This is a genomic window from Sphingomonas cannabina, from assembly GCF_021391395.1.
GTDB classification, from domain to species: Bacteria; Pseudomonadota; Alphaproteobacteria; order Sphingomonadales; family Sphingomonadaceae; genus Sphingomonas; species Sphingomonas cannabina.
In genome coordinates, this window is the sequence record NZ_CP090059.1 from 2,012,129 (window position 1) to 2,037,549 (window position 25,421).

At 67.3% G+C, this 25,421-nt stretch carries 15 protein-coding genes and 1 pseudogene; 5 read left to right on the top strand and 11 right to left on the bottom strand.

The window, feature by feature from the left end; translation table 11 throughout:
• Positions 1-158: 158 nt before the first annotated feature.
• The 5 genes and pseudogenes from LZK98_RS09650 to LZK98_RS09670 all read right to left on the bottom strand — a co-directional run bounded on the left by LZK98_RS09650 (position 159) and on the right by LZK98_RS09670 (position 9,096).
• Positions 159-2,165: an MGH1-like glycoside hydrolase domain-containing protein gene (locus LZK98_RS09650; RefSeq protein ID WP_233786325.1), complete on the bottom strand. Its 2,007-nt coding sequence runs from the start codon at positions 2,163-2,165 to the stop codon at positions 159-161.
• 97 nt (positions 2,166-2,262) lie between these two features.
• Positions 2,263-5,133 (bottom strand): TonB-dependent receptor, encoded by a 2,871-nt coding sequence (locus LZK98_RS09655; protein WP_233786326.1) that lies wholly within the window; start codon positions 5,131-5,133, stop codon positions 2,263-2,265.
• A 339-nt stretch (positions 5,134-5,472) separates the two neighbouring features.
• Positions 5,473-6,504, bottom strand: a pseudogene (locus tag LZK98_RS09660) (glycoside hydrolase family 43 protein); the annotation flags it as partial.
• A gap of 5 nt (positions 6,505-6,509) precedes the next feature.
• Complete coding sequence (locus LZK98_RS09665; RefSeq protein ID WP_406694118.1) at positions 6,510-7,526, bottom strand: arabinan endo-1,5-alpha-L-arabinosidase; 1,017 nt, start codon at positions 7,524-7,526, stop codon at positions 6,510-6,512.
• A gap of 19 nt (positions 7,527-7,545) precedes the next feature.
• Complete coding sequence (locus LZK98_RS09670; RefSeq protein ID WP_233786327.1) at positions 7,546-9,096, bottom strand: alpha-N-arabinofuranosidase; 1,551 nt, start codon at positions 9,094-9,096, stop codon at positions 7,546-7,548.
• Positions 9,097-9,237: 141 nt separating this feature from the next.
• Here LZK98_RS09670 and LZK98_RS09675 point away from each other — a divergent pair, with 141 nt between their 5' ends.
• A complete protein-coding gene (locus LZK98_RS09675) occupies positions 9,238-9,999 on the top strand; it encodes a FadR/GntR family transcriptional regulator (protein ID WP_233786328.1) in 762 nt (253 codons plus the stop codon).
• A 196-nt stretch (positions 10,000-10,195) separates the two neighbouring features.
• On the opposite strand, the gene araD1 is transcribed toward LZK98_RS09675, so the two are convergent.
• Positions 10,196-11,176 carry an AraD1 family protein gene (gene araD1 / locus LZK98_RS09680; RefSeq protein WP_233786329.1) on the bottom strand — a complete coding sequence of 327 codons (981 nt, stop codon included), beginning with the start codon at positions 11,174-11,176 and terminating at the stop codon, positions 10,196-10,198.
• A 31-nt stretch (positions 11,177-11,207) separates the two neighbouring features.
• Positions 11,208-12,530 carry a sugar MFS transporter gene (locus tag LZK98_RS09685; RefSeq protein ID WP_233786330.1) on the bottom strand — a complete coding sequence of 441 codons (1,323 nt, stop codon included), beginning with the start codon at positions 12,528-12,530 and terminating at the stop codon, positions 11,208-11,210.
• A gap of 100 nt (positions 12,531-12,630) precedes the next feature.
• Here LZK98_RS09685 and LZK98_RS09690 point away from each other — a divergent pair, with 100 nt between their 5' ends.
• Entirely contained in the window at positions 12,631-13,788 is a 1,158-nt protein-coding gene (locus tag LZK98_RS09690) for an aldose epimerase family protein (RefSeq protein ID WP_233786331.1), read from the top strand.
• 24 nt (positions 13,789-13,812) lie between these two features.
• Positions 13,813-15,609 carry an IlvD/Edd family dehydratase gene (locus LZK98_RS09695; protein ID WP_233786332.1) on the top strand — a complete coding sequence of 599 codons (1,797 nt, stop codon included), beginning with the start codon at positions 13,813-13,815 and terminating at the stop codon, positions 15,607-15,609.
• A gap of 160 nt (positions 15,610-15,769) precedes the next feature.
• On the opposite strand, the gene LZK98_RS09700 is transcribed toward LZK98_RS09695, so the two are convergent.
• Positions 15,770-18,553, bottom strand: a complete 2,784-nt coding sequence (locus LZK98_RS09700) for a TonB-dependent receptor (RefSeq protein WP_233786333.1) — start codon at positions 18,551-18,553, stop codon at positions 15,770-15,772.
• Between the two features lie 293 nt (positions 18,554-18,846).
• On the opposite strand from LZK98_RS09700, the gene LZK98_RS09705 reads away from it, so the two are divergent.
• A complete protein-coding gene (locus tag LZK98_RS09705; protein WP_319937554.1) occupies positions 18,847-20,187 on the top strand; it encodes an MFS transporter in 1,341 nt (446 codons plus the stop codon).
• Entirely contained in the window at positions 20,187-22,016 is a 1,830-nt protein-coding gene (locus LZK98_RS09710) for a hypothetical protein (RefSeq protein WP_233786334.1), read from the top strand. The genes LZK98_RS09705 and LZK98_RS09710 overlap by 1 nt, the downstream gene beginning before the upstream one ends.
• A 3-nt stretch (positions 22,017-22,019) precedes the next feature.
• Here LZK98_RS09710 and LZK98_RS09715 read toward each other — a convergent pair whose 3' ends face one another.
• Genes LZK98_RS09715 through kdgD form a run of 3 tightly spaced genes read right to left on the bottom strand, consistent with a single transcriptional unit; the run spans position 22,020 to position 25,405 of the window.
• Positions 22,020-23,564, bottom strand: a complete 1,545-nt coding sequence (locus LZK98_RS09715; RefSeq protein ID WP_233786335.1) for a carboxylesterase/lipase family protein — start codon at positions 23,562-23,564, stop codon at positions 22,020-22,022.
• Positions 23,561-24,448: a LysR substrate-binding domain-containing protein gene (locus LZK98_RS09720; protein WP_233786336.1), complete on the bottom strand. Its 888-nt coding sequence runs from the start codon at positions 24,446-24,448 to the stop codon at positions 23,561-23,563. The genes LZK98_RS09715 and LZK98_RS09720 overlap by 4 nt, the downstream gene beginning before the upstream one ends.
• A gap of 18 nt (positions 24,449-24,466) precedes the next feature.
• Positions 24,467-25,405 (bottom strand): 5-dehydro-4-deoxyglucarate dehydratase, encoded by a 939-nt coding sequence (kdgD, locus tag LZK98_RS09725; RefSeq protein ID WP_233786337.1) that lies wholly within the window; start codon positions 25,403-25,405, stop codon positions 24,467-24,469.
• Positions 25,406-25,421: the final 16 nt, after the last annotated feature.

Sequence of the window (25,421 nt, forward strand, 5' to 3'; positions counted from 1 at the left end):
GGACTTGTTCCGGGGTCCACTGAGCCTCGCGGGCTGCTTTCAAACCTCTTGTTCAGTTCTTCTACCGGTGGACCCCGGAACGAGTCCGGGGTGACGGTGAGGAGGGTTGAGAGGTCAGTCTTTTCCTCAAATGTCGATCGTTCCCGGCGCCGTCGCTTTCAGAACAGCTTCAGCTCGACCAGGCGCACCGGGTGGCCGTTCGCGGAGGTGGAGGCCACCCGAATCCGGGAGGTCCGCACTTCGCGCCATCGGACGTGCGTGATGCCGTTCGGCGCCACGGCCGTCGTTCGGGCGACGTCAACCCATCGGTTGGCCTGCGCGTCCCAGCTTTGCAGGCGAACGACGGCCGGCGCGGCGATCTTGCGGCCGTCGGCGAAGAAGGCGAGTTCCGCCCGCGACAGCGCGACCGGTTGTTCGAACTCCACCGCGAACCATGGGTTTTTGTCGTCCGCGGCGGAGGTCCAACCGTTCGCCATCTCCGGGAAGAACCAGACCCGGCCGTCGATCGCGTCGTGAAGCGCCTCCGGATCGGGATTGCTGGAGGCGCTCGGCCGGGGAAAGGTGCCGCGGACAAGCTGGACGGCGCGGTCGATCGGGCGCGCGATGGGGGAGGGGGCCACTCGCGCAAGAGGGACGACGATCCGTCCAAGGTCCGCGCGTCGCGCGACTTCCTTGCCGTCCGCCTCGACCCGAAGCCCCGCGCCGCGGCCGTAGTGGCGTCCGTCCGCATCCCAGGTCACCGACAGCGTGCGGCCGTGATAGGGGATGCCCTCGGCCCGGAACCATGACAGCCCATCCGTGCCGGATGCGGGGATCAGCGGATTGACCTCGAGCATGTCGTCGGCGCGTGGGCGGATGCCGACCAGGCCCGTCATCATCAGGTCGATGAAGCCCGAATGGAAATAATGATGGCTCCGCGCCAGTCCGACGATCGGCTTGCCGGTCGCGGGATCATAATCCTCCTCGAGGTCGAGGCGGTCGCCCTGATAGTGGAGCCTGGCATATTGCCGCAGCAGCCGCAGGAAGTCGTTCCGCGTCACCGTCGACTGCTTGTAATGGTCCAGCAGGTTGATCATGCCGGCGAGGACCTGCGTCGTCTGGAAGGGCCAGACCGGGCCGTTCCACTGGCACTCGGGCGCGGTGCCCTCGTAACGGAACTGGCGCATGTAATGGGGATAGCTCGGCTCGACCGTGCGCAGCCCCGCCGGGCCCGCCAGCCGATCGGGATCGAGCAGGTGGCGCCACGCCGCGGCATAGCGAGGATCGTCGTCCGGCAGGTCGAACGCCCATGGCACATAGCCGACGAGCTCGCGTCCGCGGATCGGCTCCCAGTAGCGGACGTGGTCGTTGGACACTTTGTAGCGGTCGATGAAATGATCGAACGCCGGGTTCCACAGGTCGCGCTGGACATGGGCCTTGATGGCCTCGGCGCGCGCCGCATAGTCGGCCGCGGCGGCCTCGTCGCCGGCGAGCATCGACAGCTGCGACAGCGCCCGGGCGTTGGCGAACATATAGGCGTTGATCGACGGCCGGAACGCGTCACCGCCGCGGAAGCCGTCCTTGCCGCCCGAGGCGTCGATCGACGATATGGTGTATTCGGTCGCGTCGAGCAGCGGCTCGATCCAGTAGAGGCCCTTGGTGAAATCGAGATGATCATCCCAGGCGCCGAACAGCAGCCGCATGGCACTCAGGTGACGCAGCGCCTCGGCGCGGTCGCCGTCGACGAGGTAGCGGCTCCAGACCGCGTCGGCCATATAGTCGGAGAAATGGCGGTCGTTCCCGCCCCGGTACATATAGTCGACATAGTCCGCGGCGAACCGGCGGTCGCGCATCCACCTGAGCTCGCCGAGGTGGAAGCCGGTCGCGTCATTGAGGCTGGCATAGGGCTCGCGCTGCCACGACACGTCGTCGAGGAACTCGGTGGTGATATAGCCCTGCGCGCCGATGTCGCGCTGGTGCGCGCGGACGATCTGCCAGCGATAATAATAGACCGCATCCAGCGTCGGGTCCGAGGACTCGAACAGCGGGATCCGGTTCCGATACCATTCGGCGTCGTTGCCGAACCGGGCGGCCAGTGTCGCTTCGGCGTTGCTCGCCGCTGCTGGCGGCGCTGTCGCCGTAAGCAATGCCGCGGCCAGCAGGCCGGCTCGGAGGTGCCGACGCACCGCCGCGCCAAGCCCCGTCGCGATCGGAGGACCGGAACGTCTTGGGATCATCGGTCCTCCGAAATGCGCGGGCAGGCTATCGTGCCTTAGCGGCAGATCAGTTGAAGCTGTAGCGCACCCCGACCGCGAAGGTCCGCGGGATCAGCACGGTGCCCAGGTTGAACTGATCGGCGTTGCCGACGTCGGCGAAGCGGTAATATTCCTGCTGCTTGGATCGCGTCAGGTTCACCGCGTCGAAGGTCAGACCCAGCCTGTCGGTGAGCTTGGCGGTCAGCTGGAAATCGAGGCTCCGTTCCGGACGGCGCCACACGCCGATCGGATTGGCGAACAGCCGTGCCTCGTTCCGGGCCAGGAACTCCTTGCGGTAGACGTACGACAGCCGCGCGCCGATCGGCCCGTGATCATAGGCGAGCGTCGCATTGTACGAGAGGTCGGAGACCCCGAAGAAGGACGAACGGTCCTGCGCGATCAGGTTGCCGCCATTGTCGTAGCGCGGGATGTTTTGCGACGAATCGAGCACCGTCACGCTGCCCTGAACACCTAGTCCGTCGAGGAAGCTCGGCAGATAATGCGGGAAGTAGGTGACGCCGATTTCCACGCCCTTCAGCACGCCGTTCGATGCATTGAGCGGCCGGGTGATCGCGAAATAATCGGTCGCACCCGCGACGATGCCGTTGTTCGGGATATATTCGAGCTGGGTGACCGGAACCACCAGCCCGTCGATCTCGCGCCGGAAGCCCGTCACGGTGATGGCGCTGTCGCGGTCGAAGTACCATTCCATCGCCACGTCGTAGTTCTTCGAATGGGTGGGCCGCAAGTTTGCGGTGCCGGCGGTGCCGCTGCCGTAGCCCACGTTGGTGAGGTCGCCCGTCAGCGCATAATTCGGGTTGATGTCGCCGAAGTTCGGCCGGCGCAGCGTTTCGCCATAGTTGGCGCGGATGCGCAGGTTGTCGGTGATTTCATAACGTGCCGTGAAGCTCGGCAGGAAACGCTGCGACCCCGGCGAAGACGAGGATTCGGCGCCGTTGTTGTAGCGATCGAAGAAGTGCGCGTCGGTATCGACGGTGACATAGCGCACGCCCCCCTGGAGCTTCAGCGGGCGGCCGAAGATCGACACCTCCGCATCGGCCTGAATGTAGGCGGCGAGCGTGATCTCGTCGACGTCGAAGGTCTTGGTCAGCGAAAGCTGGTCGGATGTCTTCAGGCCGTACAGCCCGCGGACCTGGTCGGCATTGTCATAGAGCCAATAGCCGTTCGCCAGCACCCAGCTGCTCGGAACGTCGGCCCGGCCGTCGAAGAAGTCCGAGTTGGTGAAGGTCGCGCCCTCCGGCAGGCTCGACAGCGGACGGCCCAGCACGCCGGCGTCCTGCGTGCGCACCGCGTTCGACGCTTTGCGGTCGTCGAAGCGGAAGCCGGCCTTGATCTGGCGGAGGAAGCCCGAATCCCAGGTGTAGTTGCCGTCGAGCGTGAAGGTGATCGCGCTGCCCTTGTCGCGCGACGCATTGTCGTAGAGCTGCGCGACGTTCCAGACCGAGGGATCGGTCAGCAGGGAATCGTCATCGAAATGATAGGACGGGATGCCGCCGCCGGCGTTGAAGTCCGCCGTGATCTGGTTCGCCACCCGATCGGTGCGCATCGCGATGAACGAGGTGTTGTAGGTGCTGGTCTGATAAGCGACGTCGGCGACGATGTTGCCGCGATGGCCGAGGTCCCACTTGCCGTTCAGCGCATAGACGAAGCTGTCGGTCTTGTTCCGGGTATAGTCGCCGCTGTTGAAGCCGTAGACGCTGTTCGCGACGCGCGACTTGACGATGTTGGTGCCGTCGTAAAGCGTCGGCGACTGCGGGTTCGCCCAGAAATCGACGAAGCTGAACTGGAGGCTGTTGAACGTCTCGCCGCGGAAGCCCGCGTAGAAGGCTTCGGCGGTATAGACCGAGCTCGAGTTCGGGGCCCATTGCAGCGCGATGTTGGCGGATGGGCGCTCGCGCTTGCCGTACAGGTCGGAGCTGAACACCGCGTCGCGCGAGAGATAATAGGGGGTGGTGACGCCGTTCACCACCATTGTCGACCCGGCCTCGGTCGGCAATCCGCGGTCGAGCCCCACGTCCCATTCGCCCAACCCCGGCGCCACGACATAGTCGCCCGTGACCGGGTTCCGGCCTGCGGGGAAAATGCGCTGCAGCGGCGTCAGCCCGGTGCCGGCGGCAGGGGTCTCGGTCGCGAACGGCACCAGCGCGCCCGCCGTCGTCGACATCGTCCGGTATTTGCTGCGCGTGTAGCTGCCGTTCACCAGGATGCCGATGTCGCCGATACCGGTCTCCCAGCGGTTGCTGACGAGCAGCGCGGCATTCGGGTTCACCTTGTCGGCTTCCTGGTCGTAGATGCCGCGCGCCAGGGCGGAGAGGGCGAAACCATCGAAGTCGAACGGCCGCCGCGTCACCACGTCGACCTGGCCGGCGAGGCCGGTCTCGATCTGGTCCGCCGAACGCGTCTTGAAGACGTCGACGCGCTTGATGAGGTTCGCCGAGACGTCCTGGAGCGAGAAGGACTGGCCGGCCGCGGTGAAGATGTTGCGGCCGTTGAGCGTGGTCAGCGCATCGGGAAGGCCGCGGATCTGGATGCCCGCCGCCTCGCCGCTCGCGCGGTCGGTCACCTGAACGCCGGTGATGCGCTGAAGCGCCTCGACGACGTTATTGTCGGGCAGTTTGCCGACGTCCTCAGCCACCACCGCATCGACGATCTGCGTGGAGTCGCGGCGGCGGTTGAGTGCGCCGACGATCGAGGCGCGCACGCCGGTGACGACGATATCCTGCTGCTGGGGGTCACCGGTGTCATCGGCCGTGGTGCCGCCGGCGGCCTGATCCTGTGCCGCTCCGGCGTCGCTTGGCTGAGCCTGGGCATAGGCCGGGCCTGCGACGAGCAGCGCCAGAATGGATACCGATGCGAGATTGCGAGGCTTGAGTGCCATGTGTTCTCCCCTCCCTTGGATGGTTGCCAGAGCGCTTCTCGGGGCGCTCATTACTCATACATTATCCTATGTCGAGTCGGGAGCTGCCGCAAGAGGGAACGCGCGTTTTGACGCCCCTTTTGCTACGAACGACCAGCGATCGGTTGTCGGACTATAACGATTACAACAATCCGTATCGTCATGCCGGACTTGTTCCGGCATCCACCCCTCCGCAAGGAACCGCGGCTCAAGGTTTCGGATGGATGCGCGAAACCTGCACTCGGTTGCCCGGTGGACTCCGGAACAAGTCCGGGGTGACGATGGGGTGACGGATTCCCGTAATCCGCTTCGCTAGGCGCGCGGCAGCGGCCCATTGGCGACCGGCAGGCCGAAATCCGGCGTCCCGTCCGGGCGGTAGCGGATCGGCTGGATCCGCGTGTGGCGGTTGGGATCGAACAGCGGGTCGCCCACGATCTTCTCATAGTCGCGCGCGTGGTAGACCAGCATGTCGCGGCCGCGCTCGTCGACGGTGAAGCTGTTGTGGCCGGGGCCGAACACCTTGTGTTCCGGCGACGATTTGAACACCGGGACCTGCGACTTGGTCCAGGCGGCGGGGTCCATGATGTCGGCGTCGTCGCGCGCCGTGAGCAGCCCCATGCAATAGCGCGCGTCGGTTGCGCTCGCCGAATAGGTCATGAACAGCCGGCCGTTGCGCGCGAGCAGCGCGGGGGCTTCGTTGACCTTGAAGCCCTGGATCTCCCAGTCGAGCGTCGGCACCGACAGGCGCGCCGGCTTCGCCGCCAGCGTAAGCGGGGTCGCAAGCGGGGCGATGTAGAGGTTCGAATTGGTGTCGATCCCCGGCTCGCGCTGCGCCCAGGCGAGGTAGCGCGTGCCCCGGTGGACGAAGCTGGTCGAATCGAGGTTGAAGCTGTCCCACGGCGTCTGGAGCTGACCCAGCACCGACCATGTTCCGGTCATCGGGTCCGCGCCGTCGCAGACGATCGCATAGGTGCGGATGCGGAACACGTCCTCGCCGCCGCCGCTGGGGCCCGCGGCGAAGTACATGATCCAGCGCCCGTCGATGAGGTGCAGCTCGGGCGCCCAGATGAAGCCCGACATCGGCCCGCTGTCGAGATGGCGCCACAGCACCGCCTCCTTGGCCGTGGCGAGCCCCGCGAGCGTCCGCGAGCGGCGCAGCACCAGGCGGTCGTACTCGGGGACCGAGCCGGTCATGTAATACCAGCCGTCGGTGTGGCGGAACACCTGCGCGTCGGCGCGCTGCCGCACCACCGGATTGACGATCGTCGGTGCCGCCGTCTGCTTCGCAAGGAGCGGGGCAGCGCTCGCGGCTGCGACGCCGGCGACGAAGGTGCGACGGGAAAGCAGGTTCATGGGAATCAGTCCTCAGCTTGCGGCCAGCCGTCCGCGCCCCAGCGGATCGGGGCGATCCGGAGCGTGGGGGCGCCTTTGTTCTCGCGATCATAGGCGTGATAGACGAGATAGTCGGTGCCGCGGTCGTGCATCACGCCGGCATGGCCGGGACCGCGGAAGCGCTGCTTCTCGGGCAGGTCGGCGCGCAGCAGGATCGTGCCGCCGCCATTCATCATCGCGCTGCCATCCTTGCCCAGATAGGGGCCGGTGATCGCCCGCGATCGGCCGATGACGGTGTAGTAGGTGCTGTTCACGCCCTTGCAGCAATAATCGTAGCTGGCGATCAGCCAGTAATAGCCGCCGTGCGCGATGATGAACGGCGCCTCGACCGGGTCGGGCGCCCCGGCGGGCGCTGGGCGGCGCGCGAGCGAATGGGGCTTTTCGCCGGGATGGAGCAGCTTGCCGGTCTTGGGATCGAGCGCGAAGAGCTTGATCCCCGACCAGAAGCTGCCGAGCGCCAGCCAGTGGCGCCCCTCGCGGTCGATGACGAAATTGGGGTCGATCGCGTTGAAGTCGTCCTTTTCGGTCGACATCACCACCAGCCCCTCGTCACGCCAGCCGTAGCCGGGTGCGGCGGGATCGAGCGTCGGGCTGGTGAACAGCCCGATCGCCGACCGGTTCGAACCGAAGGTGGAGACCGAATAATAGAGGCGGTAGCGGCCGTTCACATGGGAGATATCGGGCGCCCACATGTCCTTCGCGCCCGGAACCGCCTTCAGCGCCCAATCGGGGATGCGGTCGATCAGCGGCCGGCCGGCGGTCCAGTGCACGAGGTCCGTCGACGTGCGCGAGCGGATGAAGCGGCCGCCATCGCCGCCGGTGCTGAACACGTAATAGGTGCCGCCTTCGCGGATCAGCACCGGATCGTGCGTCGGGACGAGGTCGCCCGTCAGCCGATCGTTGAGCGTGGCCGGGCCACCCTGCGCCCCTGCCGCCGTGGCGAGCAGGAGAGCGAGGGTAGCCGCCACGATCCTCGGTTGCACGGCCACGCCCCGATGCCCGTCAGCGCAGCTCGAGCATGACGACCGATTTCGCCGGCAGCGTCGCCGTCAGCTTGCCCCCGGCCAGCTTGGCGCCGGTGAACCGCACCGGTGCGACGGTGGGAGCGACGCCATAACCGTTGGTCGCGGTCATCGTCGGCGCGGTCAGCACCTGCCCGCTCACCGTCCGCGCGGAGAGGCCGGTGAGCGTCGTCGTGACCGTCGCCGTCTTGTTGGGATCGAGGTTGGCGAGCGCGACGTGGACGACACCCGCCTTGTCGCGCACTGCCGAAGCGCTGACCGAGGGCATCGACCATTGGCCTCGCGTATAGGCCGGCGCCTCGACCGTGATCGGCAGGACGGTGGCGTCCATGTACGGCTTGTACATCATGAAGACCTGATAGGTCGGCGTGAGCGCGATCTTCGCCCCGTCGGTCAGGATCATCGCCTGCAGCACGTTCACCATCTGCGCGATCGCGCTCATCTTCACGCGGTCGGCGTGCTTGGCGAAGATGTTGAGGTGGACGGCGGCGACCAGCGCGTCGCGCAATGTATTGTGCTGGCGCAGGAAGCCCGGATTGGTGCCCGGATCGGACGCGTACCAGGTGCCCCATTCGTCGACGGCGAGGAAGATGCGCTTCTCGGGATCGTACTTGTCCATGATCGCCGAATGTTTGGTGACGAGCTCGTCCATCCGCAGCGCCAGGCTCATCGTCTCCGCCCAGCCGTCCTCGCCAAAGTCGCTGGAGTTGGCGCGCGGCGGCCAGCTGCCCGGCACGGTATAATAGTGGAGCGAGAGGCCATCGACCTGGCCCTTCGCCTCGCGGATCATCGTCTCGGTCCACTTATAGTCGTCGACGTTCGCGCCCGAGGCGATCTTGAGGATGCGCGTACCCGCCGGCGCCTTGACGAAGGTCGCGTAGCGGCGCGTCACGTCGGCGGCGTATTCGGCGCGCATGTTGCCGCCGCAGCCCCACAGCTCGTTGCCGATCCCGAAATAGGGGAGCGCCCAGGGGGCCTTATGGCCGTTGGCAGCGCGCTCGTCGGCGAGGCTGCCGGCCGGTGCGGTCATATATTCGACCCACTCGGCCATTTCCTGCGGGCTGCCGTTGCCGACGTTGCCCGAGACATAGGGCTCGGCGCCGACCTGCTCGACCAGGTCCATGAACTCGTGGGTGCCGACCGTGTTGGGCTCGGTGACGCCGCCCCAATGGGTGTTGATCTTGACCGGGCGCTTCGTCTTCGGCCCGATGCCTTCGCGCCAATGATATTCGTCGGCGAAGCAGCCGCCCGGCCAGCGGATCACCGGGACGCCGAGCTGCTTGAGCGCCGCGATCACGTCGTTGCGGAAGCCGCGCGTGTTGGGGATCGGTGAATCGGGCCCGACCCACAGGCCGTCGTAGATGCCCTTGCCGAGATGCTCGGCGAACTGGGTGAAGATGCGGCGATCGTAGACGGGCCCGGGCGTGTCGGCGCGGACCACCGCGGTGGCCTGCGTCTGCGCGGGCGCCGCGCCCGGAACAGCAACCGCCGCCGCCAATATGCCGAACGCCGTCATGACCCGAAGCTTCATCGCATCCTCCCTGTTTCGCCGTGATCCGTGCGGCACCACCGCCATGGACATTCTTTATACTCAGACATATTCTTCTCCAAAACGCAATCGTCGTTTGAAGTCGTCGGTCACGTTGATAAGAGTCAGCTCGGGAGGATGGCGATGACGGATCAAGCGCGCCCGAACGGGGCGTCGGAGCGCGAAACCGCCAACGGACGCCAGCCGCGCGGGACGGGGCGGCGGCTGCACGGTGCGATCGCGCACAAGCTCGGGATCGACATCGTCTCCGGGGTCTATGCGCCGGGCGACACGCTGTCGGGTGAGATCGCCTTCTCCGAGGCGCTCGACGTGTCGCGCAGCGCCTATCGCGAGGCGGTGCGGGTGCTGGTCGCCAAGGGACTGGTCGAGAGCCGGCCCAAGGCGGGCACGCGCGTGCTCCCGCGCGAGCGTTGGAACCTGCTCGATCCCGACGTCCTCGCCTGGGCCTTCACCGGCGAGCCCGACATCCACTATGTCCGCTCGCTGTTCGAGCTGCGCGCGATCGTCGAGCCCGCCTGTGCGGCGCTGGCCGCCACGCGCCGCGACCGTGCCGAGCTCAAGGCGATGAAGGATGCGCTCGCCGCGATGCGGCGCCACACGCTCGCGACCGAGCAGGGGCGTGCCGCCGACCGCGACTTCCACCATGCGATCCTGCGCGCGACGCACAACGAGACGCTCGTTGCCCTGTCCGCGAGCATCGGCGCCGCGGTCAACTGGACGACGCAGTTCAAGCAGCGCCTGCGCGAGCTGCCGCGCAACCCGATCCCGGATCATGCGCGCGTGTACGACGCGATCGCGGCGCAGGACGCCGACGCCGCGCGGGACGCGATGCGGGTGCTGGTTGATCTCGCGCTCGAGGATACGCGGACCTCGATGGCCCGCTGACCGCGTCGCGTCATTCGACGGCCATGATTCAAGCCCCTCCCCTTCAGGGGAGGGGTTGGGGTGGGGTCTGGCCTCAAGCGATAGGGCCTGCCGCACTGCCCCACCCCCAACCCCTCCCCTGAAGGGGAGGGGCTGAGATAAGTAGCGGGGGCCGTAGATCGATCCTAATTGTCCGACTTGTCGCCGCCGACACGCGTTACAGCGCCCGCACCGCGACCGTCATCGCGGCAGCCTGTCCGATCGGATTGCGCACCGGCAACGAAAAGGGCGCGGCGGCGATCTCGAACACGTCGCCCGGCTGCGTCCGCACCTCGTCGCTGAACGAAAGCGTCGCCGTGCCGAAGAAATGGACGTGGACGTCGCCGGGCCGGCGGAACAGGTCGTATTTGAAATGATGGTGCTCGAGGTTGGCGAGGCTGTGCGACATGTTCGCCTCGCCGGAGACGAACGGCTTTTCCCAGATCGTCTCGCCACCCCGGACGATGCGGCTCGTCCCCTCGACATGCGGCGGCAGGTCGCCGAGCAGCAGTTCGGGGCCCAGCGCCGCGGGCCGGATCTTCGAATGCGCCAGCCACAGGTAATTGCCGCGCTCGGTGACATGGTCGGAGAATTCGTTGGCGAGCGCATAGCCGAGGCGGACCGGCGTGCCGTCGTCGGCGATCAGGTAGATGCCGGCGATCTCCGGCTCCTCACCCGCGTCGAGCGCGAAGGCGGGGGAGGGCAGCGGCGCGTCCGGCGCGACCAGCTGCGAACCGTCGCCCTTGTAGAACCATTCGGGCTGGACGCCGGGGCCGCTCGCGGGCTTGCCGCCCTCGACGCCCATCAGGAACATCTTCATCGAATCGGTCTGCTGCGCGGCGTCGGTCATCGCCCGGTGCATCTTGTCGCGTCCCTCGGCCGAGCCGAGATGGGTGAGCCCGGTGCCGGTCAGCAGCAGATGGGCGGGGTCCTGATGGTCGATCGGCGCGAGGAGCTCGACCGACGCGAGGTCGAGCGCCGGTCCTTCGCCCGCGGCCCCGACCAGCGCGGCGAGCGTCGTGCCCTCGGCAAGCGCCCGGCGCGCGAGGTCGAGCGTCGAGCCCGCACCCGGCACCACGGCCGGCGCTCCGCCGTCGCGGATCGCCGCCACGCCGCGCGAGCCGTCGGTGGTGCGGTACTGAATCAACGAAATCGTCATGAACTAACTCCTGGTGGTCACGCGCGGCGTATCAGCTGAGCTGCTGGTCTTCGATCGGCTGCTCCCCGCCCGAGACGACCGGCTTCGATCCCCAGACAGCGTAGAACAGGACATAGAGCTCGCACGCCGCGGTCAGCAGGAACGAGGTCTGGAGCCCGTAACGGTCGGCGAGCCAGCCCTGCACGATCACCAGTGCCCCCCCGGCGATCGCCATGATCAGCAGGCCCGAGCCCTCTTCGGTGAGCGGGCCGAGGCCGCGGATGCCGAGCGTGAAGATGGTCGGGAACATGATCGAGTGGAACAGCCCGACCGAGATCAGCGCCCACATCGCCGGTTGTCCACTGGCGAAGGTCGCGATCAGCATCACCGCGAAGGCGGCCGCGCTCGCCACGGCGAGGACCAGGCCGGCATCGACCGAGCGCATCACGAAGCTGCCGACGAACCGGCCAACCATCATTCCGCCCCACAAGAGGAACAGATAGTGCGACGCCTGCTCATGGGTGAGGTTGCCGATGTCGGGCTGGCTGATGAAATTGATGAACACATTGCCGACGCCGATCTCGGCGATCAGGTAGATGAAGATCGCCGGTACGCCGAACACCAGGTTGCGGTGCTTCCACAACGAATGCTTGCGGCGCTCCTCGGCGGCGACGCGGCGAGTGGCGGCGCCCATATCGGGCAGGCGATAGCGCGCGATCACCACTGCCAGCACCACCAGCACCGCCGCGACGATGAGGTAGGGAAGCTGGACCGACTGCGCGTCGGCGAGTCGCTCGACGGCGGTAAGCTTGCTGGGATCGGTCGTGGTGCCCGAGGTCGAGCGGCCGAGGATCAGATAGCCGCCGAACAGCGGCGCCAGCGTAGTGCCGAGCGAGTTGAATGCCTGGACGAGGTTGAGCCGCGATGGCGCGGTCTCCGGCGGTCCGACCACCGCGACATAGGGATTGGCGGCGACCTGAAGCAGCGTGATGCCGCTTGCGATTACGAACAGCGCCCCCATCGTGACGCCGTAGGAGGGAATCCGCGCTGCGATGATCATTCCCAACGCACCGACCCCCATGATCGCGAGGCCGATCACCATCGCCTTCTTGTAGCCGATCCGCTCGATCAGCTTGGCCGAGGGAATCGAGGCGACGAAATAGGCGATGAACCACACGAATTCGAACAACAGGGTCTGGGTGTAGTTGAGGTCGAATACGCTCTTGAGATGCGGCAACAACGTTCCGTTGATGACGGTGATGAAACCCCACATAAAGAACAGCGTTGCCAACAGCGTCAGCGCGCCGCGATAGGTGGTGGCGCCGGTGGACGCCGCGCCGGGGAGCGCGTTGTTGGAACCGAATGCGGCAGGCATGGAATACCCCTCCCGTGTGTCCGCCCGGACGGCGCGGACTCTCCTTTACAATTTGTCTGAGTTTAAACTAGAGAACGGGCAGGTCAATCGGGAGGGGATGATGGCATCGTTCAAAACCGCGACAGTCGGGCTGTTCGGCGTCGTGCCGCTCGCGGCGGCGCTGCTCGCCTCGACCAGCGCCCATGCCGCCACCGCCGAGCGTTCCGCCTTCGGCAAGCTCGCGGACGGAACAGTGATCGAGGCGGTGACGCTCACCGGGACGAATGGCGTTTCGGCGCGCATCATCACCTATGGCGCGACGCTGCAGGCGCTGAACGCGCCCGGCCGCGACGGCAAGAGCGTCGACGTGACGCTCGGCTATGATGATCTCCAGAGCTATATCGACCACCCCAATTACTGGGGCCAGACGATCGGGCGCTATGCGAACCGGATCGCCGGCGGCCGCTTCACGCTCGACGGCAAAAGCTATCAGCTGACCCAGAACGACAAGGCCAACTCGCTTCACGGCGGCACGATCGGCTTCGACAAGCGGGTGTGGCGGATCGTCGCGGTGAAAAATGGGCCCGAGGCGAGCGTGACGATGGCGCTGACCAGCCCGGCGGGCGATCAGGGCTATCCCGGCAAGCTGGAGGTGACGACCACCTTCACGCTCGACGACAAGGGCAGCCTGACGATCGACTATGACGCGAAGAGCGATGCGCCGACCGTCGTCAACCTTACCAATCACGCACTCTTCAACATGGCCGGAGAGGGGGCGCCCGGCGGCATCCTCCAGCACCGGATGACGATCCCGGCCAGCCGCTACACCCCCGTCAACGCCGCGCTGATCCCGACCGGCGAGCTGAAGCCCGTCGCCGGCACGGTCTTCGACTTCACCCAGGGCCGCGTCATCGAGGACGGCATTCGCGATGGCCGCGATCCGCAGATCGTGATGGGACGCGGCTACGACCATAATTTCGTGCTCGACGCAGGCAAGACGGCCGAGCCCAAGCTCGCCGCCCGGATCGAGGACCCCGCCTCGGGCCGCGTGCTGGAGGTGCTGTCGGACCAGCCCGGCATCCAGGTCTATACCGGGAATTTCCTGGACGGCACGCTCATCGGCAAGGGCGGGCATCTCTACCGTATGGGCGACGGCATCGCGCTTGAGCCGCAGGTCTTTCCAGACACGCCCAACCAGCCCGCCTTCGGTTCGGCGCGCGTCGCGCCCGGCAAGCCCTATCGCCACCGTATGATCTACCGCGTGTCAGTCGCACGCTGAGCTTAGAGAGAACCGATCGACATCATGGCCGATACGCCAACCCCGAAACTGCGCAGCCGCGCGTGGTTCGACAATCCTGCCAACATCGACATGACGTCGCTCTATCTGGAGCGGTATCTCAATTATGGCCTCAGCCTGGAGGAGCTGCGCTCGGGCAAGCCCATCATCGGCATTGCCCAGACCGGCAGCGACCTCTCGCCCTGCAACCGCCATCATCTCGTCCTGGCCGAGCGGGTGCGGGAGGGCATCCGCGAGGCGGGCGGCATCGCGATCGAATTCCCCGTCCATCCGATCCAGGAGACGGGCAAGCGCCCGACCGCGGGGCTCGACCGCAATCTTACCTATCTGGGGCTAGTCGAGGCGCTCTACGGTTATCCGCTCGACGGGGTCGTGCTGACCACCGGCTGCGACAAGACGACGCCGGCGCTGCTGATGGCGGCGGCGACCGTCAACATTCCCGCCATCGCGCTGTCGGTCGGGCCGATGCTCAACGGCTGGCACAAGGGCGAGCGGACCGGCTCCGGCACGATCGTGTGGAAGGCGCGGCAGATGCTTGCTGCAGGTGAGATCGATGACGAAGGCTTCATCGCGCTCGTCGCCTCGTCGGCGCCGTCGACCGGCTATTGCAACACGATGGGCACGGCGACGACGATGAACAGCCTCGCCGAGGCGCTGGGCATGATGCTGCCCGGCTCGGCGGCGATCCCGGCGCCCTATCGCGACCGTCAGGAGGTCGCGTGGCGGACGGGGAAGCGCATCGTCGCGATGGTTCACGAGGATCTGAAACCCTCCGACATCCTGACCCGCGAGGCATTCGAGAACGCGATCGTCGTCAATTCGGCGATCGGCGGCTCGACCAACGCGCCGATCCATCTCGCTGCGATCGCGCGGCACGTCGGCGTCGACCTGCCGATCGAGACCTGGCAGGAGCGGGGGCACAAGGTGCCGCTGCTGGTCAATCTCCAGCCCGCGGGCGAGTATCTGGGCGAGGATTATTACCGCGCGGGCGGCGTGCCCGCGGTGGTCGGCCAGCTGATCCGCCACGGGTTGATCCACGAAGGCGCGATGACGGTGAACGGTCGCACCATGGGCGACAATTGTCGCGGCGCGGCGATCGAGGACGAACGGGTCATCCGCCCGTTCGAGGCGCCGCTGGTCGAGGACGCGGGCTTCATCGTGCTCAAGGGCAATCTCTTCGACGCGGCGGTCATGAAGACCAGCGTGATCGGGCCCGAGTTTCGCGAACGTTATCTCTCCAACCCCGACGATCCCGATGCGTTCGAGGGCCCCGCCGTCGTCTTCGACGGACCGGAGGATTATCACGCGCGGATCGACGATCCCGCGCTCGACATCACCCCCGATACCCTGCTGTTCATGCGCGGCGCGGGGCCGGTCGGCTATCCGGGCGCGGCCGAGGTCGTCAACATGCGCCCTCCCGCCTATCTGATCCGCGAGGGCATCCATGCGCTCCCCTGCATCGGCGACGGGCGCCAGTCGGGAACGTCAGGATCGCCGTCGATCCTCAACGCTTCCCCGGAGGCCGCCGTCGGCGGCGGGCTCGCGCTGCTGAGGACCGGCGACCGCGTCCGCATCGACCTGCGCCGCGGCACCTGCGACGTGCTGATTCCCAATGCAGAACTGGCGGAGCGGCGTCGCGCACTCGAGGAGGCCGGCGGCTATTCCTATCCGCCGTCGCAGACGCCCTGGCAGGAGATCCAGCGCGCGCTAGTCGGGCAGATGAGCTCCGGTGCGATCCTGGAAGGCGCGGAAAAATACCAGCGCATCGCCCAGACGCGAGGATTGCCGCGCGACAATCACTGAGTCTGTCTGAAGCAGCGTAAGTGCTCCTGCGAAGGCAGGAGCCTTGACCGCAAGCGATCCCCGGCGATCCAGGGCTCCTGCCTTCGCAGGAGCACGATTCCATAAAAAGGACCCCGGCCACCGCAAGGCAGCCGAGGTCATCCGTCCTGGGAGGAGGGACTCAGAAGGCGTAGCGCGCGCCGAGGAAGAACTGGCGGCCGCTGTGCGTCAGGACGTTGAGGCGGTTGGATGCGTCCACGAACTGGTCGTTGACCTGGTCGGTGAGGTTGATGGCTTCCAGGCTCAGCTTCAGGCGGTCGGTCACGTTGTACGACATCTGCGCATCGACGTTGGTCGTCGAGTTGGTGCCGTTGTAGCTGTTGCCCTCGGTCCCCGGCACCGCCGTCAGATACTTTGACCGGTAGGCGACGGAGCCGCGGATCGAGAATTTCTTGGTCTCGAAATAGAGCGTGCCGTTGGCGGCGTGCTTCGACAGGCCGATGAGCGACGCACGAACGGAGTCGGTGCCGGCCGAATTGGTCAGATATTCGATGTTCGAGTCGACATAGGTATAGTTGGCGAGAATGCCGAAGTTCGAGAGGATGCCCGGCAGGAAGCTCAGCGGCTGCTGCACGTTGACCTCGAAGCCACGCAGGCGGCCGCCATTCGAGTTGACCGGCTGGCTGACGATGAAGCTGTCGGTCGGCCTGGCCGTCGTCCCGTCGAGCAGCGAATCCGGGAGGCCGAGGTCGCGGAAGGGCACGTCGTCCGACAGCGTCTGGACGAATGTGCCGATGTCCTTCTGGAAACCCGACACCGCATAGATCGCGCCGCGCATCGGATACCATTCGATCGACACGTCGTAGTTGGTCGAACTGGTCGGCATCAGGTCCGGGTTGCCGCGGCTGAAGGTGCGGTTGCCGCCCGACACGCTGAGGTTGCCGCCCGGCGTGATCGACGCGATGCCGGCGCGCGCCAGCGTCTTGGCCGTGCCGAAGCGGACGAGCAGCTTGTCGGTCACGTCCACGACCAGATTCACCGACGGCAGCCAGCGGTGGTAGCTGCGGTCGGCGGTCACCAAGTTGAAGGTGCCGCCCTGGCTCGCATAGCCGGTCGAGACCTGATCGGTGTTGACGTAGCGCACGCCGACGTCGCCGCGGATAGGCAGGCCGACATCGGCGAAATTGAATTCCGCCATGCCCCAGACGCCGAGATCCTTCTCCTCGACGGTAATGTAGGAACCGCGCGCCGAGGCGTTCTCGACGCCGCCGGTCGCATAGAGCGGGTTGGAATAGATGCCGTAGAGCGCGGCGAACTTGGCGAGATCGGGCACGGCCCAGGATGTGATCGTCCCCGCAGGCACATCGAGCCCTTTGCCGAAGCCCGAGAACACCGTTGTTGCCGCGGCGAGCTGTGCCGGGGTCAGCGTCTGGACCACCGTCTCGCCCTGGAGGCGGCGGCGTTCGGTCGAGCTGTATTCGAACTTGCGCCAGTCGACGCCGGCCTTGAGCTTGGCGAGCGGGCTCACCGTCCATTCGGCGAAGGCCTTGGCGTTGGTGAAGCGGTTGTCGACCGTCTGCGGCCGAATGCGGACCTCCGACGTGCCGTTGGTGAAGGCGAAGGTTCCGGGATTGGTCACGTCGACGCCCGGCTTGATCACCGGGAAGCGGCTGGAGAAATCGTAGAAGAAGTTTGACGTGTTCGCCGCGTCCATCGTGACGGTGGTCTGGATGGGGTTGCTGAACGACGAATCGGCATAGCCCACCACCGCGCCGACCTTGAAATTCTCGCCGAACTTCTGGTCGAGCGTCGCGGTGACCTGGTAGAAATCGGTCTCGAGCTCGTCGTAGCGCGACTGGGTGCGCAGATCGACGTTGTCGAAGGTGCCGCTGACGATGTTGTTGCCCTCGACCACGCCGTCGCGGATGATCGTCTGGGGTTTGCCGGAGCCGCCGCGGCTGAAGCTGATCGCCTGGAACTGCGCTTCCTTGCGGGTGCCGTCGAGGCGCGAATAGAGCGCGTCGATCGAGATCAGCGTCCGGTCGGTCGGCTGGAACTGGATCGATCCCGCAGCGCCGAGGCGCTTCTGGAAGATGTCGTAGCTGACCAGGCCCGGGATGCGGGGGTGGTAGAGCGCGGTCGCGGGGTCGCTGTTGTTGATCTGGGCGATCGTATAGCCCGGCAGCGTCGAGGCGGCGTTGAACCCGCCGTTGAAGCCGCCATAGGTCCAGCGCGTGATGTTGGCGCCTTCCTCCTTGAGCGCGCGCTCCTCATAGGCGACCGACAGCAGCACGCCGAAGCGGCCGTCGGCGGTGGAGGTCGAGACGAGTCCGGAGAAGCGTGGCGTCACCTTCTCGCGCAGGTCGTTGTAGCTCGCCTGCGCCGACAGCGAGACGGTCGGCTTCTTGAAGTCGAAGGGGCGGGCGGTCTGGAGGTCGACCGTGGCGCCGAGCGATCCCTCCTCGACGTCCGCGCTCGCGGTCTTGCGGACGGCGAGACTGTTGAACAGGTCGGACGAGAAGATGTTGAAGTCGAATCCGCGGCCGCGGTTGACGCCGCCCGAATTGTCGGTGCCGCCGGTCGTGCCAATCGCCTCCATCCCGTTGATGCGGACGCGGGTGTATTCGGGTCCGAGGCCGCGGACGGAGATGTTGCGGCCCTCGCCGTTGACGCGGCTGATCGCGACGCCGGGAATGCGCTGAAGCGATTCCGCCAGGTTGAGGTCGGGGAACTCGGCGACGTCCTCGGCCTTGATCGCATCGATCGTCCCGGTCGAGGTGCGCTTGATGCTGAGCGCGCTGTTCAGGCTCTCGCGGAAGCCGGTGACGACGATATCCTGCTGCTCGTTATCGATCGCTGCTGGTGGGGCATCCTCCGCCTGCTGCGCCTGTGCCGGCAGCGCTGCGAATGCGACCAGCGCGGTCGAGGCCGCCAATATGGGTTTGATGCGACGAATGGCTGACATGGCGGCCGAATCCCCTCTCTGTATGATTGCGGCTTCGTGCAGAGCCGCTTGGCGTCGAGGGTGGTTAGCCCTGGCGCGGCGGCGATGGCCAACCTGATTACGGCATCGATCGATGCACGACGCGCACCGAACGAGGCGGCACCGAGACGGCAGGTGCCGCGATCATGCCAAGCCGTGGCTCGATCATCCCCGTTTTGGACTTGGACCGCGCTTCGCCGGACGCCTAGCATCGGGGCTACTGAACCAGACGCAGCGCCCCGGGAGACGGGCGCAGCGGCGACAGGGAGAGCGGCGTGACCAGCGAGGCAGGAATAGAGGCCGATCAGACCGTGACGGCGCGCCCGACCCGCGTGCGCTACTGGATCATCGCGCTGATCTTCATCATCACCTCGATCAACTATGCCGATCGCGCGACTTTCTCGATCGCGGGGAGCGCGGCCTCGGCCGAGCTCGGCCTGTCGCCCGTGGCGACCGGCTATATCCTGTCAGCCTTCGCCTGGGCCTATGCGCTGGCGCAGATCCCTGGCGGGGCGCTGCTCGATCGGTTCGGGACCAAGCGCATCTATGCCGGCGCGATCGCGATCTGGTCGCTGTTCACCGCGAGCCAGGGGCTTGCCGGGCTGATCCCCGGCATTTCTGCGGTGGCGATGCTGTTCGCCCTGCGTTTCCTGGTGGGGCTGGCGGAGGCGCCGTCCTTTCCTGGCAACGCGCGGCTGGTCGCCGCCTGGTTCCCGGCACCCGAGCGCGGTACCGCGTCGGCGATCTTCAACTCGGCGCAATATTTCTCGCTCGTCGCCTTCGCGCCGCTGATGGGCTGGCTGGTCCATGCGTTCGGCTGGCGCGCGGTGTTCTGGGTGATGGGAGCGTTGGGGCTGGTCGCCGCCTGGGTCTTCGTCCGCTTCATCCACAGCCCCGCGCGGCATCCGGCGATCAACGCCGCCGAGTTCGCCGCGATCGAGGCGGGCGGCGGGCTGGTGCGGATGGAGGACGAGGCCGCGACGCGCGCGCCGTCGTTCGAATGGGCCAATGTCCGCCAGCTGCTCGCCAGCCGGATGATGCTGGGCATCTACCTCGGCCAATATTGCATCAACGTGCTGACCTATTTCTTCGTCACCTGGTTCCCGATCTACCTGGTCAAGGAGCGGGGGCTGAACATTATGGAGGCGGGGTTCGCCGCGGCGGCGCCGGCGCTGTGCGGGTTCGTCGGCGGGCTGGCGGGCGGCTATGCGTCCGATCTGATCCTCAAGCGCACCGGCTCGCTCGACCTCGCGCGCAAGGCACCGCTGGTGGTCGGCATGATCCTGGCGACGCTGATCATCGCCTGCGTCTGGGTCGAGGCCGAGTGGCTGGTGGTGACGCTGATGGCGGTCGCATTCTTCGGCAAGGGGATCGCCTCGCTCGGCTGGGCGGTGATGGCCGACGTCGCACCGCGGCAGCTCGCCGGGCTGTCGGGCGGCGTGTTCAACATGTTCGGCAACATGGCCGGCATCGTCACGCCGATCGTGGTCGGTTACATCGTCGCCGCGACCGGGTCGTTCGACCTGGCGCTGGTGTTCGTCGGAGCGCATTGCCTGCTCACCATCTTCGCCTTCCTCGTGATCGTGGGGCCGATCCGGCGGCTGGAACTCGCCTGATGAAGACCGATCGCCGGACATTCCTGGGCGGCGCGGCGGCGCTGGCGCTGCCGGCGGCGGCGCGGAAGGCCAATCCGGCGCTGACGGTCTCGACGCCGATGGCGGTGCCCGACTGGGCCGTGCTCCAGCGCCGCCTGCTCGATGCGAATGCCGAGGCGTGCGAAGCCTTCTACGCCAAATATGTCGACGCCGACGATGCGCTGCGCGTCTTCGCGCGCTGGGGCGCGAACGACGGGCCCGACGATGCGGCCGAGGCGACCAACGACTGGGCGATCCTCCACGCGCTTGGCGGATCGGATCGCATCCTGGAGCTCACGCACCGCTTCTGGGAGGGACACCTCAGGCAATATGCCGCAGCGCGGACGATCGACGTGCCGATCGCGCGGGAGGGCATGTATTTCCGCGAGTTCCCGGTGCAGATGGACTGGCAGCACAATGCCGAAGGGCTCACCACCTTCAATTGCATGGGACTGAGTTCGCCGCGCGACGCCCGGCTGACCGAGCGGACGCGACGCTACGCCGATTTCTATACCGGCCGCGATCCGTCCGCACCCAATTACGACCCCGAGCGCCGGCTGATCCGCAGCCTGCTGAACGGCAGCCGCGGGCCGATGCTGCGCCGGGCGACGCCGCTCGACTGGGCGGGCGATCCGTTCGATCCCGCGCCCTTCCACATGGAGCATGGCGAGGCGAGCTATCGGCAGACGCTCGACCATTATGCCGAGTACGGCGACGTGATCGGCGACAATCCGCTCAACCTCCAGGCGACGACGCTGGGGCTCAACGCCTATGCGCTGGGGGGAGGGGAGCACTACCGCCGCTGGGCGCTCGACTATCTCGACGCCTGGGTGGAGCGGGCGCGGGCCAATAACGACATCGTGCCGAGCCATGTCGCGCTCGACGGCACGGTAGGCGAGGGCTGGTGGAAGGGCGTCTACGGCTGGGGCTTCTCACCGGTGGTGCCGCAGACCGGCGCGCGCGAGGACCGCAATCGGGTGCCGCGGTCGATCACCGCCTTCATGAACGGCACGCTGCTGACCGGTGACGGCGCCTATATCGAGGTGTGGCGGCGGCAGAACGCACGACTCAACGGTCTCGCTCGGATGGTCGGAGGCACGCTATCGGTGCCGACGATGCACGGCGCAGACGGCTGGTACGGCTGGAAGCCGGCACCCTATCGGACCAACGGATTCGAGATCTGGTACGTGACGCAGAGCGCCGTCGATCGCGAGGCGGCGGGCGATCATCCCTGGGTCGCCTTCCTGGAAGGGCGCAATCCCGGCTATCCCATCGAGGCGCTCAATGCGGACCTCGCCCGCGTCGCCGAGCGAGTGAAACGGCGCGAGCAGGACCGGACCACGCCGGCGACGCGGCTCGCCGACTGGCCGATCGACATCAATCCGGCGAGCGTCACCAGCCTTATCCAGACGATGACCGGCGGGCTGCACATCGCGCGCCCGCCCTGGTCGCGCACCTCGCCTCCGCAGGGCGGCGTGCCGCTGCACTGCCGGCTGCGCTATTTCGACCCGGAGCGGCGGCGGGCGGGCGTGCCCGAGGGCGTGGCGGCGCTGGTCCATGCGCTGGGCGACGCGTCTACCGAAGTGACGCTGGTCAATCTCGACCGGCATCGGGCAAGGACGGTGACGGTGCAGGGCGGCGCCTACGCCGAGCACCGGATCGAAGCGGTGATCGTCGGCGGGCGGCGGATCGACGTGAGTGGATCGGCCTTCACGCTGCGGTTGGAGCCGGGATGCGGCGCGCGGCTGGCGATCGCGATGCGACGCTATGCCAATCGTCCGGCGCTCGCCTTTCCGTGGGATCGGGCGTGAAGCCTAGCCGCCGGGTTTGATGTAGGGCGCGACCGCGAACAACAGCCGTTCCTCACGCCGCGGATCATTCTCCACCCGCACCTCGCGGTCGAAGATCATGGTCGGTCGCCGCTCCAGGTCGAAGCGGGGCCAGGTCGGGATGCTCGCGCAGTTCGGGTCGCCGGTGCGCGCGAAGGCGATGAAGGCGTCGGCCATGCGCCCCGCCAGCCGGCGCGCGTCCGGGCCGTCGCCGGTGCGTGCGGTCGGCAGCCGGGTGTTGTCGAACACCAGGCCGATGTCGAGCGAGTGGAATGCCCCGAGCACGCCGCCCGCATCCGGCGAGGGGAAGTCGAGCTGGTACATCCAGGTCGGCGCGCCGATCCTCGCCCGCTCCTCGGCCTGGATCAGATGCCCCGGCCATGACCGGCCGGCGGTGGAGGCGGCGAGCAGGATCTGGCCCGGCGTCTTCTCCGGATAGAGCTCGCGATACCGGCGGACGACATAGTCGGACGACAGGTCCTTCACCGTCTCGCGCGTCAGCCGGGCCGGCAGGTTCTCCCAGGTCGTGTCGCCGCGCTTCAGCGTCTCGGCGAGCCATATTCCGGTCTCGTCATGGGTGTTGCCGACGATCAGCGGGATGTGCGCGGCCTCACGCGGGGCATCGGGATAGAAGGGGTGGCGCGGCAGCACGCCATGGTCGAGTGTCGACACGAAGCTGATCTCGCCCTTGCCCTCGAGCGGGTCGGTCATCGCCATCGCTTCGACCAGGCGCTCGACCGGCATCGCCGCCAGCTCGGCGACGGTCCGTGCGCCGGCCTTGGCCAACCAGGCGCGGGCGCGTTCGGTGGCGTGGTTGGGGCCGGCGGCGGTGACGTGCTGGCCGCTCATCGTCGCCACGCGGTGGAACAGCGGTCGCGCCTCGGGCATCGCCATCAGCGTCACCGCCTTGGCGCCGCCGCCCGACTGGCCGAAGATCATCACCCGCCCCGGATCGCCGCCGAAGCCGGCGATGTTGTCCCGCACCCATTGCAGCGCGAGGACGAGGTCGAGATTGCCGACGTTCCCCGATTCCGCCGGGCCGCCCAGCGCGGCGAGATAGGCGTAGCCGAGCCCCGCCAGCCGGTGGTTGACCGTCACCACCACCACGTCGCCGCGGCGGACCAGCGCGCCGCCGTCGTAGAGCGGGTCGGAGCCCGAGCCGTGGCTGTGCGCGCCGCCATGGAAATAGACCATCACCGGCCGCCGGCCGCGGTCGAGCGCGGGTGTCCAGACGTTGAGGAACAGGCAGTCCTCGCTGGTCGGCTCGTCGGCGCGCGTCTGGGGTGAGGCGGGTCCGTAGCGGGTGGCGTCGGCGATGCCGGTCCATGGCGCGGGCGGCACGGCGCGGCGGAAGCGGCGCGGCCCTGTGTCGGCGCCGTAGCGGATGCCGCGGAACACCGTCACGCCGTCCTCGACCAGCCCGCGAACGCGGCCGGCGCGCGTGACCGCGATGGGGTCGCCGGCTGGCGGCATTGAGGCCATTGCCGTCGTGGCTGCGAGGCCGGCCATGACGGTGCGGCGATCGATCATCCGGTGACCTCGCGACAAAGGTTGCGCATTGCCTCCAGCGCCGGATTGCTGTTGTCGCGCCGCCACGCCATGTGCAGCTCGACCGGCTGGGCGGGCGTGGTCCTGAGTTGGCGGAACTGGACGTCCATCAGATGCAGGCCCGATGCCGATTCCGGCACGATCGCCGCCGCCAGCCCGGCATGGACCAGCCCCAGCATCGAATGGATCTGCGTCACGTGCTGCACGTAGAGCGGCGACACGCCGGCCTCGTCGAACAGGCGGACAAGCATCGCGTGGAAGTATCCGGCCCCTTGGCGCGCGTACATGATGAGCGGCTCGTCGTCGAAATCGGCGAGCTCCAGCTCCGCTCGCGCCTGGCGGGCGTCGCCGGCCGGGAGGGCGACCACCAGCGGCTCGTGTAGCACGCATAGCGTGTCGAACTCGTGCCGGTCGACGGGAGGGCGGACGAAGCCGATGTCGATGAGGCCGGTCAGCAGCGCCTCGACCTGGTCGGTCGTGACCATCTCCCTCAGCTCCAGCTCGATGTTGGGGAGCGTGGCGCGGGCCTGGGCGACGATCTGCGGCACCAGGCTGTAGCCCGAGACGGCGGTGAAGCCGATCGCGACCTTGCCCGCATCGCCCTTCGCGACGCGGCGGGCGGAGAGCTGCGCGCTTTCGGCGAGGCGGACGATCCGCTTGGCCTCGATCAGGAACACGCGGCCGGCGGGGGTCAGGCTGACCTGCCGGCTTGTGCGCTCCAGCAGCGTCACGTCGAGGATGCGCTCGAGCAGCTGGATCTGCCGGCTGAGCGGCGACTGGGTCATGTTGAGCCGCTGCGCCGCGCGGCCGAAGTGGAGCTCCTCGGCGGCGGCGACGAAGCAGCGAAGCTGGCTGAGTTCAAACATCGCGCCAGCCTAGTGACCTCATGCCGCGGCGGCGAGAGCCTGGGGCGCCGCACGCCGGATCAGTGATCGCAATGTCTCATGCTCGGCCTCGGTGAGATCGGTCAGCGGCGGGCGGACCGGACCGGCGTCGCGGCCGACGATGCGCATCCCCGCCTTGACGATCGCCACGGCATAGCCGCGCCCCTGGTTACGGAGCGCGATGTAGGGGAGGACGAACTCGCGCAGTCGATCGAGGACCGTCGCCTGATCCTTCGCCAGCACCGCCTTGTAGAAGGCGAGGGCCCACTCCGGCATGAAGTTGAAGATCGCCGACGAATATGTCGTGACACCCATGGTGAGATAGGGGGTCGCGAAGGTCTCGGCGGTGGGGAGGCCGCCGATATAGGTCAGCCGGTCGCCCATGCGGGCGAAGATGCGCGTCATCAGCTCGATGTCGCCGACACCGTCCTTGAACCCGACGAGATTGGGGTTACGCTCGCACAGGCGGGCCAGGGTCTCATCGTCGACCACGGCGTTGTCGCGGTTGTAGACGATGACGCCGAGGCCGGTCGCCTTGCACACCGCCTCGATATGCGCGGCGAGCCCTTCCTGCTTCGAGCCGACCAGATAAGGCGGCAGCAGCAGCAGGCCGTCGGCGCCCGCCTTCTCGGCGTCGCGCGCGATACCGGTGGCGATGGCGGTGCCGTAGCCGCAGCCCGAGATCACCGGCAGGCGGCCGTTGGCCTCGGCGACGGCGGCGGAGACCACGGCCGCGATCTCGTCCGGCGTCAGCGAGAAGAACTCGCCGGTGCCGCCCGCCGCGAACAGGCCGGCCAGGTCATGTTCGAGCATCCACGAGCAGTGCGCGCGATAGGCGTCCTCGACGAAGCGACCCTCCGCGTCGAAATGGGTGACGGGAAAGGAAAGCAGTCCGCTCCCCAGCCGCTTTGCCATTTCCTGGGGAGCCATCGTCGTCATGCCAGCCGTTCCTTCC